Origin of the sequence: Caldicellulosiruptor morganii (genome assembly GCF_026810225.1) — a bacterium.
In the GTDB taxonomy this organism is placed as follows: domain Bacteria; phylum Bacillota; class Thermoanaerobacteria; order Caldicellulosiruptorales; family Caldicellulosiruptoraceae; genus Caldicellulosiruptor; species Caldicellulosiruptor morganii.
Genome location: NZ_CP113865.1, coordinates 395,289 through 412,561, shown reverse-complemented (window position 1 = coordinate 412,561; position 17,273 = coordinate 395,289). Strand labels below are relative to the sequence as shown.

11 protein-coding genes, 1 other RNA gene and 1 pseudogene are annotated in these 17,273 nt (G+C 36.6%); 8 read left to right on the top strand and 5 right to left on the bottom strand.

All coding sequences use genetic code 11. The features are described 5' to 3' along the window. Positions 1-514 precede the first annotated feature (514 nt). Both OTK00_RS01935 and hydF read left to right on the top strand, forming a co-directional pair. Complete coding sequence (locus OTK00_RS01935; RefSeq protein ID WP_045170461.1) at positions 515-1,900, top strand: aspartate ammonia-lyase; 1,386 nt, start codon at positions 515-517, stop codon at positions 1,898-1,900. Between the two features lie 28 nt (positions 1,901-1,928). Then, entirely contained in the window at positions 1,929-3,140 is a 1,212-nt protein-coding gene (gene hydF, locus OTK00_RS01930; protein ID WP_045170462.1) for a [FeFe] hydrogenase H-cluster maturation GTPase HydF, read from the top strand. A 47-nt stretch (positions 3,141-3,187) separates the two neighbouring features. On the opposite strand, the pseudogene OTK00_RS01925 reads toward hydF, so the two are convergent. From OTK00_RS01925 to OTK00_RS01905, 5 genes and pseudogenes are all read right to left on the bottom strand, one after another. Then, a pseudogene (locus OTK00_RS01925) lies at positions 3,188-3,412 on the bottom strand (SIMPL domain-containing protein); the annotation flags it as partial. Between the two features lie 128 nt (positions 3,413-3,540). Further along, positions 3,541-4,662, bottom strand: a complete 1,122-nt coding sequence (locus OTK00_RS01920; RefSeq protein ID WP_045170464.1) for an RNA-guided endonuclease TnpB family protein — start codon at positions 4,660-4,662, stop codon at positions 3,541-3,543. After that, positions 4,656-5,063 (bottom strand): IS200/IS605 family transposase, encoded by a 408-nt coding sequence (gene tnpA / locus OTK00_RS01915; RefSeq protein WP_045170465.1) that lies wholly within the window; start codon positions 5,061-5,063, stop codon positions 4,656-4,658. Before tnpA ends, OTK00_RS01920 begins: the two co-directional genes overlap by 7 nt. 381 nt (positions 5,064-5,444) lie before the next feature. Then, complete coding sequence (locus OTK00_RS01910; RefSeq protein WP_045170546.1) at positions 5,445-6,263, bottom strand: GNAT family N-acetyltransferase; 819 nt, start codon at positions 6,261-6,263, stop codon at positions 5,445-5,447. Positions 6,264-6,306: 43 nt separating this feature from the next. Further along, complete coding sequence (locus OTK00_RS01905; RefSeq protein WP_045170466.1) at positions 6,307-8,502, bottom strand: alpha-galactosidase; 2,196 nt, start codon at positions 8,500-8,502, stop codon at positions 6,307-6,309. A 201-nt stretch (positions 8,503-8,703) separates the two neighbouring features. On the opposite strand from OTK00_RS01905, the gene cas6 reads away from it, so the two are divergent. The 6 genes from cas6 (at position 8,704) to OTK00_RS01875 (ending at position 17,086) form a co-directional block, all read left to right on the top strand. Further along, positions 8,704-9,456, top strand: coding sequence for a CRISPR-associated endoribonuclease Cas6 (cas6, locus tag OTK00_RS01900; RefSeq protein ID WP_045170467.1), 753 nt, complete (start codon positions 8,704-8,706; stop codon positions 9,454-9,456). Between the two features lie 22 nt (positions 9,457-9,478). Continuing rightward, positions 9,479-11,221, top strand: coding sequence for an ABC transporter ATP-binding protein (locus tag OTK00_RS01895; protein WP_045170468.1), 1,743 nt, complete (start codon positions 9,479-9,481; stop codon positions 11,219-11,221). A 151-nt stretch (positions 11,222-11,372) separates the two neighbouring features. After that, positions 11,373-14,792: a DEAD/DEAH box helicase gene (locus OTK00_RS01890; protein WP_045170469.1), complete on the top strand. Its 3,420-nt coding sequence runs from the start codon at positions 11,373-11,375 to the stop codon at positions 14,790-14,792. A 143-nt stretch (positions 14,793-14,935) separates the two neighbouring features. Beyond that, complete coding sequence (smpB, locus tag OTK00_RS01885; RefSeq protein WP_045170470.1) at positions 14,936-15,418, top strand: SsrA-binding protein SmpB; 483 nt, start codon at positions 14,936-14,938, stop codon at positions 15,416-15,418. 14 nt (positions 15,419-15,432) lie between these two features. Continuing rightward, positions 15,433-15,798: a transfer-messenger RNA gene (ssrA, locus tag OTK00_RS01880) on the top strand. A 160-nt stretch (positions 15,799-15,958) separates the two neighbouring features. After that, complete coding sequence (locus OTK00_RS01875) at positions 15,959-17,086, top strand: ISL3 family transposase (RefSeq protein WP_045170548.1); 1,128 nt, start codon at positions 15,959-15,961, stop codon at positions 17,084-17,086. Positions 17,087-17,273 lie beyond the last annotated feature (187 nt).

Below are 17,273 nucleotides of genomic sequence, written 5' to 3'. Positions count from 1 at the left end.
CACTAATAAATTAATTCAAACCATTATCCTTCTCAAATCAATATCCCCAACATCAAATTCTCTCCCCTTTTTTAACTCTACTTTCAGGCAAGAGGCTTTAATTGTAATATATAGCTTTTGTTTTAAATTTCAATTCACAATATTGTTTTTTTTTGCAATATTCTGCACTTAGTTTTGCATTATTTTGTCTTGTCAAAGATAAAAATTTACCCTGGACTATTTTCTGTTTTTAAACTAAACCAATTACTATATTTTTTGCACTCTAATTACACACTAACAAAACAAACATAATTCCAAAGGGAAAAATCACCTGAAATGACTGTTGTGAACTGATTTAAATTTAGCTTTACTGGACATAAAAACCTCTCACAAAGCTTTAAAATTCCGCAATTAAAGAAAGTACTTTTAAAATTGTGTCTTTTTCACCTGAATTCTCACCGATATGATATAATATTTGATGTTGATTAATATAGGACAATTTTAAAATACACTTAATCAGGAGAGATATACAGCAATGTCAAGAATAGAAAAAGATTTTTTGGGTAGCATAGAGCTTTCTGATTCTGAGCTTTATGGCATTCATACAAAGCGCGCTTTTGCTAATTTCAATGTCTCTGGAAAGAGCATTGACAAAGACTTGATAAAAGCACTTGTTATGGTCAAAAAAGCATGTGCAATTGCAAATCATGAAGTTGGTCTTTTGGATGAAAAAATCAAAGATGCAATTGTTTTTGCATGTGATGAGATTTTAGCAGGAAAATATGATGACCAGTTCATTGTAGATAGATTCCAGGGCGGTGCTGGAACATCTACAAATATGAATGTAAATGAGGTTATTGCAAATATAGCCTTAATTCACATTGGAAGAAAACCAGGTGAGTATGATATAATTCATCCAATCAACCATGTTAATATGTCACAGTCAACAAACGATGTATACCCTACAGCCCTGCGAATTGCCACAATTTGGAATGTAAGAGAACTTTCTGAAGAATGTGCAGAACTTCAAAAAAGCCTCCAGAGAAAAGAACATGAATTTGAGGATGTAATAAAGGCAGGAAGAACACAGCTGCAAGATGCCCTGCCTGTAACACTTGGTCAGGAGTTTGGTGCATATGCCCAGGCAATATCGCGCGACAGATGGAGACTATACAAGGTTGAAGAGCGCCTGAGAGTTGTCAATCTTGGTGCAACTGCTGTTGGCACAGGAGTCAACGCACCTTTGAAATACATTTTCAAAGTGATAGAAATACTAAGAAACCTTACCAAAATCGGCCTTGCACGATCAGATTATCTCATGGATGCAACACAAAATGCAGATGTTTTCGTTGAATGCTCTGGCCTTTTGAAAGCCTTAGCGGTAAATCTTTCAAAGATTGCAAACGATTTGCGTCTTCTTTCTTCTGGACCAAATACAGGACTAAACGAAATAAATCTGCCAGCTGTTCAAGCAGGCTCAAGTATAATGCCAGGAAAGGTGAATCCTGTTATACCAGAGCTTATAAACACAATAGCTTTTCAGGTGATGGCAAACGACTTTGCAATAACCTTAGCAGCACAGGCTGGTCAGCTTGAACTGAATGCCTTTTTGCCTTTGATTGCAAACAATCTTCTTGAGAGTCTCAAAATTCTCAAAAACGGTATTAAAATCTTTAGGCAGCAGTGTATAGATGGAATAACAGCAAATAAAGAGAAGTGTTTAGAGTACGCAAAAAAGACTCCTGCTATTGCAGCTTCTTTAATTGACAAGATTGGATATGACAAGGCAGCAGAAATTGCAAAAAAGGCTACTTTGGAGAGCAAGCAAATAATAGATGTTGTTAAAGAGCTAAATATTATGGATGAAAAAGAAGCACAAGAGCTTTTGAATCCTTTTGAGTTTATAAAGTTTAAAGAATGAAATCTTACGGAAAGGACTGACTTTTAAGATGAACACAACACCGCGCAGTGAAAGGCTTCACATAGCTATATTTGGCAAGAGAAACGCAGGTAAGTCAAGCTTAATCAATGCCATAACAAACCAGCCAATTGCAATTGTATCTGACATGCCGGGAACCACAACCGACCCTGTTTACAAATCAATGGAGATTTTGCCACTCGGGCCTGTTGTTTTGATTGACACAGCAGGAATTGACGATGAAGGCATGCTTGGCAGGCTCCGGGTTGAAAAGACTCTTGAGGTTTTGAACAAGACAGACATTGCAATACTTGTGGTATCCGACATTGATGATTTGACCTATGAAAAGCAGCTTGCAAAACTTTTTGATGAGAAAAAAGTACCAAAGATTGGTGTTCTGAATAAGATTGACAAAGACCCAAACTATAAGGAAAAACTTGCATTTTTGCAATCAACCCTGCAAATGCCGTTTTTGGCTGTGTCATGTGCTACCTTAAAAGGAATTGATGAGCTAAAAAATGCACTTTCAAAGCTTGTACCGGATGTTGGAGAGGATTTGCGAATAGTGGGAGATTTGATAAACCCGGGGGACTTTGCTGTTTTGGTTGTGCCCATTGACAAGGCAGCCCCAAAGGGAAGATTGATTTTGCCACAGCAGCAGACAATAAGAGATATTCTGGATTCTGACGCAATTGCAATTGTGACAAAGGAATATGAGCTTAAAGAAACCATCGAGAATCTTGGAAAAAAACCTGCAATTGTAATTACAGATTCGCAGGCTTTTTTAAAGGTTGATGCGGACACACCACCTGACATTCCCCTTACATCTTTTTCAATCCTGTTTGCAAGATACAAAGGGGATTTGATTGAGTTTGTTGAGGGTGTGAAAAAGATCAAAAAGTTAAAGCCAGGTGACAAAGTTTTGATTGCAGAGGCTTGTACACACCACAGGCAGTCTGATGACATCGGGACTGTGAAAATTCCAAGATGGCTGCGTCAGATAGCCGGCTTTGATATAGAGTTTGAATGGGTGTCCGGCTACAACTACCCGAAGGATCTGGCAAAGTATGCACTGATTGTCCACTGTGGTGGTTGCATGATAACACGAAGAGAAATGCTCTACAGAATAGAAATTGCCAAAAAACAGGGTGTGCCTATTACAAACTATGGCATCATGATTGCGTATGTCCACGGAATTTTGCCAAGAGCATTAAAACCGTTCGGGATTGAGTTTGAGTATTAAAACCCCTTCCAACCTTCCCAGAAAATTGAAAGGGGCTTTTTTGTCATTTATTTTATTATAAACTCACAGTTCACAACAGCAGTTATTTCTTTATCTATTGATGTTGTATCATTTATTCCATAGTCACTAACCTCAGTTGAATAAAGCGGAGTTATCTGAAAAACACCCATAGAAGCAGATTTTAGTCTTTCAACGCTACTTCCTGTGCTCTTTGCAATCTGTTTTGCTCTTCTTACAGCATCTTCTGTCGCTAAAGAAAGCATTTCTATCTGTGAACTACCATCTACCTGAAGAGGTGGAGGCTTCCTGCTTCATCGACCAGACTTGCCACCATGGTCTTATCCATGGTGGTAGAGGTCCAGATCTTCACAGGCGTAAATTCGGGTGGTCCCCACCCTATTTACCTCTTTATACATCTATATCCATAGTCTCTTAAGTTCTTTCCTGCGTTCTCGTCCCTGTCATGAACTTCTCCACATTCAGGACATCTCCATACCCTATCTTTCAATTCCAACTCTTTATAAACATGTCCACACTTGCTGCACATTTTTGACGATGGAAATGTCATATCTGCTTCTATTATTTCCCTTCCATACCACTCTGCCTTGTACTTCAGAAAATCTATAAACTTTGCAAAGCTGCTGTCCAGAACATGCTTCGAAAGCTTTGTCCTTGACAACCCATTTACATTCAAACTCTCAACCACCACGACTTGGCTCTCATCTATGATGGCTTTCGATAACTTGTGTAAAAAATCTTCTCTTGCATTTTTTACATACTCATGCTCTTTTGCAAGCCTTTCTCTTGCTTTCTCCCAATTTTTAGAACCTTTTTCCTTCCTTGCAAGCTGCCTCTGTAATCTTTTAAGCTTCTTTTCAGCTTTGATTAGATACCTTGGATATTCAATCTTAAAACACTTCTTATCATTTACAACTGTTGCAAAACTTTTCAAACCCAGGTCTATCCCACAAATAAAATTCTGTGGCTCTTTAACTTTATTCCTCGGGTCATCCACATCTACAAGTATGCTCACATAATACCTGCCTGCTTTGGTTTTAACAACTGTTGCTGATTTTATCCTCCCCTCAAATCTTCTGTGAAATTCCGCTTTTATTCCACTTTTTATCTTCGGCAGGTACAAAAGCCCTTTTTCAAAATCCACCCTGATTGTCTCACTTCCATTTTTAGTCTTCTGATTATTTGTCGTATATGACTGTTTATCTTTCTTCCTCTTGAACTTCGGAAGTCTAAAATGTTTGGAATTTTTGAAATGATTCTTAAATGCTTTCTCTTGCTGAAGCTGAACATTTGCAAGAGCAAGACTATCAACTTCTCTTAGAAAAGGATGCTGCTTTTTGTACTTTGCTGGAGTTATCCTTGGAATATTCCTTTCCTGTCTTAATGCTTCAAGCTTTTCTTCCAGCATCATGTTCCATACAAATCTGCAACAGCCAAAGGTCTTTTCAAAAAATTCTTTTTGCTCCTTGTTCGGATATATACGATACTTGTATGCTTTCAGCATTTTCTTTTTTCACCCTGGCTTTCAATATACCTTTTAATTACTTCAACTGGAGCACCACTACTTGTAATAAGACAATAACTTCTTGACCAAAAATACTCCTTCCAGAGTTTTTGTTTAATTTCAGGAAATTCTTTTTTTATAAGTCTTGATGAGGCACTTTTATAAGCATTTATGAACTTAGAAAGCGGTGTTGTAGGAGTTGCCTTGAATAAAACATGAATGTGGTCTTTATCATGATTCCACTCAATCAGGGTTATGTTGTAATTTGGTTGAATATACTCAAAAATTTCTTTCAATCTTTTTGAAATTCTATCATCTATTACATCTCTTCTATATTTTGTTACCAAAACCAAATGGTAGTATAGTAGAAATACTGAATGTTTATTAGTATCAAACTTCATTGTTATCACCAGCTCTATTATACACCGAAACTAATTATTTATCAATCGCAATTTATCTCCATCTTACAGAAGATGGAGTCTTCTTGCTATATTCTTGATAAAAGACTAAACGAAAAAATTGTAAATAAGATGGGAGCTAAGATTAAACTCAAAAAAACTACTGAAAAGATAACAAACTTTTTCATAGTTTGCTCACCTACTGTTCCGACAAAAAATAATTTTTCATAAGAATATCACTGCGCTTTTTTTATTTAGAATTTTGAAGTCTTTTTTACTCTGTTACATTTTATCACTAAGTTTATATAATTTCAACCAAAAAATTTAAAAAATAAAAACCACCTGCAAAATTACAGGTGGTCAAGTTTTTTATAAACAAATATTCTATAATCCCAGGGTTACCCATGTTCCAATCTGCTGAAAACCAATTTTTCTGTATATATTGGCAGCCTTGGGGTTGTCACAAAACAGGCAAAGCGATTTGTTCTCTTCTGTCAGATCACTGCAAAGTTTTTTCATGCAAATAGTAGCATATCCTCTTGACCTGTACTCATGCATTGTGCAAACGCTTAAAACCATTGCCATATCCGGTAGTTCTGCAGCTGTTCGCGCAGATGAAACAACTAAACCATCTTCTTCTATATAGTATATCCTGCTTCTTCCCAAAGAAACATCCTGCTTGAGCTGCTCGAATGTTGAAGGATTCAAAAACTCTTCGATAGACTGATACAAATATACAATCAGTTCAAGCTTTTCAAGGTTTTCTTCCAGGTTGTCTTTATTTATAATCTTAACCTTTTCAAGTTCCTCCTGTGAAAGTTTTAATTTTTCCTTATCCACACTGCCATCAAAACGCATAAAAAGCTGCTCTCTTTTCTGCATGACATTCAATGCTTTTAAAAACGGGTAAATAGCCACTTTTTTGCCTGATAAAACTTTGCATTTTGTTGTGAGTACTATGTTGCAAAACGCATCGACATCCCAATCATCGCAGTCTGAATAAAAAATCAAATCTCTTCTATAGCGAAGAAGAACTGCCTTTAAATTCCCGGATACAACATCAAATTCTCCCCAGACCTCAACAACCGGTGAATCAAACCCATAGCTGATTACATCACCTATTATAAAAATATTCCACTCCTTTTCCTTTCGGACAAAGTTCATAAGAGTCTCAAAGTCATCATTTGAAAGCTTCCTTATCATAAAAATCACACTTTCCTGCTTTTTTACAATTATACTACCAATTTTAGTTCCAATCAACCGCTTTTAAAATCCACATATGCGAATTAAAATCGCCCCAGGCAGGTGGAATCATTATTCCAATGTTCATAAGCTCATCTCCAAACCTGATTTTTTCATCGCCTTCAATCATATATTTCATATCAGGATCAAGCCCGTCAAGCTTGAGTCTTTTTATTGGCGGATTTGGCTCACCCAGTATATTCACATAAAACACAGCTGCTTCTTTCTTGTCCTCTGTTACAAACATCCAGGCAGCTGCATTTTCTTCAAATGGAGAAATCAGCCTGTACAAATCACCTTTAAATACTATATGCCAGATTCTTTTGTAAAGCTCAATTTGTTTTTTAATCTCTTCTTTGTCCTCCTGTGAAAGCCTTGTCAAATCAAGCTCATATCCAAAACAGCCTGAAAGCGCTACAATTCCTCTTGTCTTCATTGGTGTTATCCTTCCAACCTGATGATTGGGAACAATTGACACATGCGCACCCATTGTGGATGCTGGATACACTATGCTTGTTCCAAACTGGATTTTAAGCCTCTCAATTGCATCTGTATCATCACTTGTCCAGATCTGTGGCATGTAGTACAAAATCCCGGGGTCAAACCTGCCACCACCGCCAGAACAGCCTTCAAATAGAATGTGTGGAAACTCAGAGGTAAGCTCTTCCATCATCTTATAAAGCCCAAGCACATACCTGTGGAAAACCTCCTGTTGCTGCTCAGGCGGCAAATTCAATGACCCTACCTCTGTTAGGGGTCTGTTCATGTCCCATTTTATATACTCAATTGGAGCTGTTTTTAAAATCTCCTTCATCATCCTCAAAACTTCTGCCCTGACATCTTCTCTTGTGATGTCAAGAACATACTGGTTTCTGCACTGTGTTAAAGTTCTTCCTCGCACCTGTATGCACCAGTCCGGATGTTTTCTGTAAAGTTCGCTATCAGGTGAGACCATCTCAGGTTCAAACCAGAGCCCGAATTTGAGCCCCATCTCATTCAGTTTTTTGCCAAGTCCATCCAGGCCGTTTGGAAGCTTTCTTCTGTCAACAAACCAGTCGCCCAAAGAGCTTGTATCATCATCTCTTTTGCCAAACCAGCCATCATCAAGCACAAATAGCTCAATCCCAAGTTTTTTTGCTTCCTTTGCCAGAGTAAGAAGTTTTTCTTCGTTGAAGTTGAAATATGTAGCCTCCCAGCTGTTTATCAGAATGGGTCTTCTCTTATCCCTATATGCACCCCTGCAAAGCCTTTTTCTGTAAAGCCTGTGGTATGTGCGCGACATTCCTCCCAAGCCCTCATCAGAGTAAACCATTACAACCTCGGGTGTTTGGAAAACCTCGCCCGGCTTTAATAACCACGCAAATTCAAAAGGATTTATACCCATTGTAACCCTTAGCAGATCATACTGGTCCCTTTCAACAATTGCTGCAAAGTTTCCGCTGTAGACAAGCGAAAAGCTATACACATCGCCATGTTTTTCTGTTGCATCCTTTGACAAAAGCGCTATAAATGGATTGTGCTGATGCGAGCTTTCCCCTCTTGTGCTATCAATCACCTGCATTCCGTGGATAAGAGAAGTTCTCTCAATATACCTTTCCCTTGCCCATGAACCCCAGAGATGAAGAAGGTCAAAGTCGCTTTGCGGAAAGTCAACACAGGCGCTCATTGCCCGAAGGATTTTGAGATTTTGCCTGCCGCAGTTTTCAAACCTTACGCTTCTTGTTAATGCATCAAAATCCCTGAAAGCTGTATATATCAGTGTAACTCTCAAATCAATCAAGTCATCATAAAGTTCAATCTCCAGTGTTTGAGCCTCATCAGGTGACTCAACATATGTTGCCGGAAGACCTTTAAGTTTTGGCTTTCCATCATAGATTCTGTGAGTTCTGTAAACAAGGTTTGTAATACGAGAGCCATCTTCCTGCTGAATTTGATATGCAGGATGTCTGAAATCTGAGTTGCCATACGCAGGGTATTCTAAAAGCATTGTATCAAATGAATATGTCTTGTCATTTGGGTCGGGCGTTGCACCAAATGCTCTTCCTCCTGTCACATCAAAATCTGTCCACTCAAACTCTTTTGTTTTTTTGCCCCAGTAAACATGTGACAAAAACTTTCCCTTGAAAAGTTTTATTACATAGCTTGTGTTCTTTGCTTCTATGAAAAACATGCCTGTCTGCGGGTTGAAAAATATTGGCATTTTTCATTTCACCCTTTCGTTTATTTTTTGTAGTTTAAGATTATAATATTACTGAGAAATTCTGTTATCCATATTTTCTTAAAAAACTTAAAGATATTTTAAAATTCTGATATACCTAAGTTTGAAAAGAAGCATGTCCATAAGGCGTTTTTGGTGTTAAAATATTTTTATATACCAAAGAATTCGAAAGAGGGATTTGCCATGAGAATAAAAGTAGAGTTTGAATCACAAAACCCAGTAGAACTTCCCATCCATTACAACTACTTTGTTCAGTCCATGATATACAATACTATTGACGATAAAATCTATGCTACATTTTTACATGATAAGGGTTATGAAGTTGATTTGAAAAACTTCAAGCTCTTTTCATTTTCTCGCTTAGAAGGACCATTTAAAATTGCTGGTGATGATGCAAACAAAAAGATAGTCTTTGACAAAAAGGTTTCACTTACAGTCTCCTCACCTGTTGAGGATTTTATCACAAAGTTTTCAACTGGACTTTTGAAGAAAAACAAAATTCTTCTAAAAGATAATATACTGCAGGTGACATCTGCCACCATACTTAAAAAGCCAAAATTCTCAGGTTTTCACAAAATAAAAATGCTATCTCCCATGTGTGCATATAAAACAATCAGAAAGGAAGGTTCAGAATACAAACACTTTTTTACTCCTTTTGAGGATGAGTTTTATAACCTCATCTCTCAAAACCTGATGAAAAAATGCAAACTTTTAATAAAAGACTTTGATGAAAAAAACTTCATATTTGATTTAAAGCCACTGAAGATTGAAGAAAAAATTCACTTTAAACCCATGCTTTTTAAAAAGACGCCTGTAAAAGGCTGGCTTGGTTTTTACGCAATTGAGGCAGACCCAAAAATAATGGAAGTTGCATACTACTGCGGACTTGGTTCAAAAAATTCTCAGGGATTCGGGCTTTTTGAAATTATTGAGTAAGTTTTTTTAGGGAGATGATTGAATGGGGTATTTGATAAAACTTGTTAAAATAGCAAGACCGTACTGGAAGTATCTTGTTATCTCTGGTATCAGCATGCTTGCAATCACAGCACTAAACCTTCTTGGACCATGGCTTGTGAGAGACCTGACAGGAATAATCACAAATATTAGCAAGTACCCAGATGCAAAAAGGATGATAATTAACATTTCTTTAATACTGATTTTATCTTATATTTTAAGGATTGTGTTTCAGTTTTTAAATAGCTATCTTTCACACTATGCGGCATGGAATCTGGTTGCTTATATGAGAACCTTAGTTTATGACAAGCTACAAAGGCTTTCTTTTGGATATTTTGTGGACAAACAGACAGGGCAGCTCATGTCAAGGGTTGTAAACGATACCGCAAACTTTGAAGTTCTGATTGCCCATGCGGTGCCAGACCTGTTTACAAATTCTCTTATAATCCTCGGTGTTGCGTGCATCCTTTTTATAATAAACCCTGTGCTTGCTGCGCTATCTTTAATTCCCATACCATTTTTGGTTTTGAGCGGCACAGTTTTTGCAAAGAAGATTTTGCCAAACTTCAGAGAAGCCCAAAGAGCACTGGCAGACTTGAATGCTGACCTGCAGGACAATCTCTCCGGTATTCGTGAAATACAGATTTTTAACAAGCAGGAAAAGGAACTTGCAAAAATAAAAGAAAAGGTTTACAGACACATCAACGCACTTTTGAGTGCGCTCAAGCTCTCGGCAGTGTTTCATCCAACTGTGAGCTTTCTAAGCTCTGTTGGGACAGTGATAGTAGTTTCAGTTGGTGGACTTATGGCTCTTGGCGGAAAAGTCCCCGTGCAAGACATTGTTGGATTTATTCTGTATCTTAGCATGTTCTATCAGCCAGTGACCCAGCTTTCCCAGGTTATTGAAAACGTTCAGCAGGCTTTAGCGGGTGCCGAGAGAGTTTTTGAGATTTTGCAAACAGAGCCACAGATAAAAGAAAAGCCAGGTGCTATGGAGCTAAAGAATGTTAAAGGCAAAATTACATTCGAAAACGTCTCCTTTTCCTACAACCCGGAGGTTCAGGTTTTAAAAAATATCTCATTTGAGATAAAACCCGGGCAGATGGTTGCGTTTGTTGGACCTACCGGTGTTGGAAAAACTACCATCATGTATCTTTTAAACCGCTTTTATGACCCAGACTCGGGTGCTATTAAAATTGATGATATTGATATAAGGGATGTCACTTTAAAATCCCTGCATGAAAATATCAGCATGGTAATGCAGGATGTGTTTTTGTTCAATGGCATTGTTGCTCAAAACATAGCATACGGTAAAGAAAATGCTACCATGGATGAGATAATCCAGGCTGCAAAAATTGCATGTGCGCACGACTTTATTCAAAACCTTCCACAGGGCTACTACACAGTAATCGGTGAAAGAGGAGTAAAGCTTTCCGGAGGTCAAAAGCAGCGCCTTGCAATTGCAAGAGCTGTTTTAAAAAATGCACCAATACTCATCTTAGATGAGGCAACCTCATCTGTTGACACAGAGACTGAAAATGAGATTCAAAAAGCAATAAACAACCTTGCAGGAACAAGGACAATTTTAATCATTGCACACAGACTGTCCACTGTAAAAAAGGCAGATAAGATTATCGTTTTGAAAGATGGAGAGATTGTGGAAACAGGTACACATGAAGAGCTGTTTTCTAAAAAAGGGCTTTACTATCATCTGTGCTCTGTGCAAATAATTGATATGAATTTGTAATATCAAATGCAACTTTTTTAAACCAACTGGAAATTTATTTTTATCTATATCTATTAATCCGGGTTATTGAATACACCTTATTTTTTGATAAAATTAATTGAGAGAAAGTTTTTATATTTTCGAACCACCCAAAAAAAGGATGTGAAAATTGATGTCAGCTCAGCTTGATTATCAAACAATAGTCCAGTTTCTCACAGAGTCAGAGCTTGCGTACTTAGCAAAAAACAGAAAAGCTTTTGAAAAGGGAATTGATCTTGCGCGAAAAATCAAACAAGAAGACATTCATTATGATAAAGAAAAAAGTTTAATTTTTGCATATGTATCAGAGGGCAAAAACCATTTTTTAATTTCTATAAGCTTTGAATTGCCTCCATACATGCCTCAGGATTTTTTTGGTAACGTTGAAATTAAGAATATAGATATACTTGCAATGTGCACTTGCAGCTTTGAAGATGTTATTTTTGATGAAGAAGGACTTGACATCGAAGACTTTGTTCAGGCTGAAGACTTCTGCCGCCACACAATTGCTGTTCTGAAGGCTTTTGCAGATGGAAAATATGTTTTGGATAGTTTTGAAAATATTCAGGAAAAAATGAATCAGATTTTAAAAGAAATAATCAGCAAGAATTCTTACAGCCAAACATCTATGTTTTCCCATCTTTATGAATATATATCAGGCAATATGGAAGAAAATATTATTCAATATACACTCAATAACTTTAAAAAAGAAACTCCAAATGTATTTCTTGAAAAATACTTTGGTTCTTCCGAGAAAGACATAGTATCACTTAAACTCAAGATAAAAGCTTCAAATATAAACAGAGACTATGTAATTTCGGATATACCGGAATTTTTGAGAGCATATGAACAAAAACTGCCTGTGGAGTTTGGCAAATATTTTGTATTCAATCCCTCTTATCACTTTTTCAGTGAAAAAGATAAGAAGCTTTTAGAACTTCTTGCAAAATACATTGAAATTACCAACCCGGGTGAGGAAAAAAGCACTTTATTCATTCCTGCAAAAATTGCAAATGAAATAATTGAAATCTTTGACAATGAAGAGATTTTTATTGCAATTGACTCATTTTTGGCAAACTATTACCTTTCTGACAAAGTAAAAATAAATCTTTCTGCACAGGTAAAACCCAAAATTGCTTTCAAATTTGAAGACAATCAGATAAGGCTCTACACTGATTTAATAGATATTAAAAACCGAAAATTAGTATACAGCGATGGGAGCTTTTTTATCTCAAACGGTATTCTTTATAAACTGACACCAGAACAGAGAATAATTTCTACAATTATAAAAAAGGTAGAAGAGACAAACAGAACAATCGATAAAAATTTCACAAAAATACACATAAAATTTATACCTTTTACACTTGAAAACTTTCTTGACTTTATTAATAAATACTACTTATATTTGAAACAACATTTTGAATTGGAAATAGACCCGGCACTCAAAAAATTTATACTGGAAGACCATGTTATCAAACCCAAACTATACTTGGAGATTGAAAACGAAAGGTTTGTTGCAAAAATCGGTGGAATGGATGAAATGCTTGATACTGCTTCAAAGACAAAAAAGGTTCCACTGTTTGATTATCTCGGTTTATTTCAGCTTCAGAGCATTTTATTTGCTCACGGGTTTTATGAAATAGAATCTGATGAAGAATTTGAATATGAATGTGTTGATCCGGATATGTTCATGGAATTTTTATCTGAAGGAATATTGCAGGTTCAAAAAATAGCTGATGTCTACTATTCTGAAGATTTTAAGAAATTGAAGATAAAAAAAGATATAAAAATCATTCCCTGTTTCAAACACTCCGGATACTCTGTTGACTTCTGGTTTGAAAGCGATGAGCTTGACAGCACAGAATTGAAAAATATCCTTGATGCAATCAAGAAAAAGAAAAAATATTACAAACTCAAAGATGGTTCTATTTTGATTTTTGAAAATCCAAAGATAAGAAAGCTATCCTCGTTTATAGAGTCTGCATCCGACATAGGACAGGTTATAAAAGAAAAAGCCAGACTATCTTTGCCCGAAGCAGTGGCAATAACAAAACTTCTGGATGAAAGTGGAATTCAAACAAAAGGAATAGAAAGCGTTAAAAGTATTATTGAAAAGATAGAAAATATAAAAGAAATAGATATCCAGATTCCGCTTGAGCTTCAGGATGTGTTAAGAGAATATCAAAAAATTGGAATAAAATGGTTATCATCTTTATATGAAAATGGTCTTGGTGGGATTCTGGCTGACGATATGGGGCTTGGCAAAACAGTTCAGGTTCTTGGATTTATTCTTGCCAACAGGCAAAAAATAAATAAACCGGTGCTTATTATTGTGCCAACATCGCTCATTTATAACTGGAAACAGGAGATTGATAAATTTGCTCCAGGCTTGAAAGCTTTAATCATTGACTCAACACCTGCAAAGCGCAAAAAAGCCATAGAAAAGATACCAGAGTATGATATTGTAATTACATCATATGCTCTTTTCAGAAAAGATGTGGAACTTTACAGGGATATTTATTTTAGTGTATGTATCCTAGATGAAGCACAGTACATTAAAAATCCTTCATCCCAGATAAAGCTGGCGGTAAAAGAAATCTCTGCAGATTCCAAATTTGCACTGACAGGTACACCAATAGAAAATAATCTTATGGAGCTGTGGTCAATCTTTGACTTTATACTTCCTGGATATTTTGGAAGTGCAGATAAATTTATTGACCGTTTTATGACACCAATTTACAATGGAAATAATATTGCTCTGGAAAAACTGAAAAAGCTCATAAAACCGTTTGTTTTAAGAAGAGTAAAGCAGGATGTGTTAAATGAACTTCCGGAGCTAATAGAAACAACAGTACAGGTTGCAATGAACCCTGAACAGGAAAAAATATACAAACAGTTTTTAGCTTCAGCTAAGGAGGAAATTGAAAAAGAAATAGACTCTGTGGGATTTGAAAAGAGTCAAATAAAAATACTCTCGTTGCTAACAAGACTGAGACAGATTTGCTGCCATCCGAAGCTTGTCTTTGAAGATTACAAAGGTGGCTCGGGCAAGCTGGAAGCACTGAAAGAGCTTTTGCAAGACAGTATAGAAAGCGGGCACAGGGTAATTATATATTCACAGTGGACATCAATGCTATCTATTATCCAGAAGGTGCTTGATAAAGAAAAAATCGAATACTTCTATTTAGATGGTGCAACAAAAGCCGAAGACAGAGTTGAGATGGTAAACAGGTTTAATAGCGGTGAGAGAAAAGTCTTCCTTCTTTCACTAAAGGCTGGTGGATTTGGACTTAACATAACCGGCGCGGACGTTGTTATTCATTTTGATGCATGGTGGAATCCTGCCGTTGAAAGTCAGGCAACAGCAAGAGCACACAGGCTGGGTCAGAAAAATGTTGTCCAGTCGTTCAAGATTATAGCAAAAAATTCAATAGAGGAAAAAATACTTCAGCTGCAGCAAAAAAAGAAAGATTTATTTGACAGTTTAATTGAAGCAAACCAGGCATTTGCAACAAAGCTTACAAAAGAGGAGATAATGGAAATTTTGGGATGAAAGTTCTTGCACACTCTTTCGCTTTGTTAAATATCTTTACACCTGTTCGAGGAGATGGCAAAACAAAGTATTGATTTTTGAACAAAATCGTATTATAATAAAATGTTGCCATACAGAAATAATTTGCAGGAGCTGAAGGTGCTATGTCCCAGAAAAATCAAAGCAAACAAGATGATATAAAAGTCATTGCAACAAACCGCAAAGCATATCATGATTACTTTATTGAAGAGACAATCGAAGCAGGAATTGAACTAAAAGGCACTGAAGTAAAGTCTGTGCGCCTTGGTCATGTAAATTTAAAAGATAGCTTTGCAAGGGTTGAAGACGGAGAAGTTTTTCTTTACAACATGCACATAAGCCCCTATGAAAAAGGCAACATCTTCAATGTTGATCCTATGAGAGATAGAAGACTTCTTTTGCACAGGCATGAGATAAACAGGCTTGCAGGTTATGTTCAGCAAAAGGGTTACACTTTAATCCCATTGAAGATTTACATCAAAAGAGGTAAAATAAAAGTAGAGCTTGCAGTTGCAAAAGGTAAAAAACTTTACGACAAGCGTGAGGCAATCGCAAAAAGAGACGCCGAACTTGAGATAAAAAAGAAGATGAAAGAATATCTAAGATAAAAATAACAAAAGTAGGGGGCGTGTTTTGGAATTCGACGGGGGCAGTCGGATTCCAAATAGCGGGTAGTGGTTTTCTCGGTGCCACTATAAAAAACCGGGAAGAAAAATAACTGCAGACAAAGCTGAACTCGCTTTAGCTGCCTAAAGCGCAGCTAACGTCCGCCGGAGGTGCCCACGACCTCCGAGTCGGGCGCCAACCCACGTGGGGCACCGAAAGTAAGGTGGCCTGAGCCTTACTTTTGGGACCAATCTCAGGCTGGGGAAGAAAAAGCCTGTCAGTGGGCGTTTTCTTCCCGAGAGTTTAAGTACACTGACTGCACCCGGAGAAGTTTGGGGTTCGATGCCTTCGGACGGGGGTTCAAATCCCCCCGCCTCCACCAAATTTGAACAACACAATGATACAATGAATAAAAGCCTTGAGAAATCAGGGCTTTTTTGTTTGGTGGCTCTATAATAAATATTGGGGTGGGGGAAAAGGGAAAAATCAAATCTAATTATATCACTGAACTTTTAAAATCTAAAGATATTATTCTTCACCAAATGAATGAGAATGAAAGTGAAATAGAACTTCACATAAGTCAGGAACAAAAGCCCCACAAATGTCCTAAATGTGGTAATATTACAAGTAAGGTACATGATTATCACACACAGAAGGTAAAAGACGTACCTATAATGGGCAAGAAAACATATTTGATTATAAGAAAGAGAAGATATGTCTGCAAAGCATGTGGGAAGAAGTTTTTTGAACACATAAGTTTTTTAGGCAAATCTCAAAGGATGACAAATAGACTTGCAGCATATATTATAAGTCAACTTGGAAGTTTAACAAGTATGAAAGAAATAGCAAAACACACAAATGTTTCAGTGACAACAGTTATGAGATTGTTTGATAAAGTAAACCCAGGTCAAACTCTAGATGAGTTTTCTTCTGAAGCAATATGTGTAGACGAGTTTAAAGGTAATGCAGGTGGAGCAAAATATCAATGTATAATTGTAGATCCTGTAAAAGGGCAAATAATCGAGATTTTGAGAGATAGAAAGCAAAATATTTTAATTGAGTATTTTAAGAGGCTGAAAGGTAGAGATAAAGTAAAATATTTTATCTGTGATATGTGGAGACCATTTGTAGAGGTAGCAAAAACGTATTTTAAAAATGCTAAAATAGTGATAGACAAATTTCATTTTACCCGATACGTTTATTGGGCTTTAGAAAATGTGAGGAAAAGGGTACAAAAGGAATTAGGAAGTAATTTGAGGAAGTATTTTAAAAGGAGCAGGAAGTTATTATTGAAGAGTTATGAAGAACTTGAACCTGAGCAAAGAGAAGAATTAGAAGTAATGTTTTTCTGCAGCCAAGATTTGAGGAAAGCCCATCAACTCAAAGAAGAATTTAAGAGAGTGTTAAAGAGCAGTAATTCTGAAGAAGCGAAACTTAAACTAAAAAAGTGGATAGAGAAAGCAGAGCAAAGTGGACTTTCTGAATTTATGAGATGTGTAAAGGTTTTTAGGAGCTGGTTTTCTGAGATAGTAAATGCATTTGATGTTCCGTATACTAATAGTATGACAGAGGGTTTTAACAACAAAATAAAGGTACTAAAAAGGAATGGATTTGGATACAGGAATTTTGAGAGATTCAGGAAGAGGATTTTGTACAGTTGTGGTAGATAAGTTGAAAAGTTTGAATATTTAAAAACCCACTATATGAGTGGGCGGGTGTGGTATTGGTTTTTTGCAGTAGCTTACCTATAATAGGTATGTATAACATTTAATGTATGCTTGAAAAAACTAAAAAGGTGGGCATTCAGAATACCCACCCCACTACTTGACAAAGAGCCTAATTTTTCTACTTCCTTCA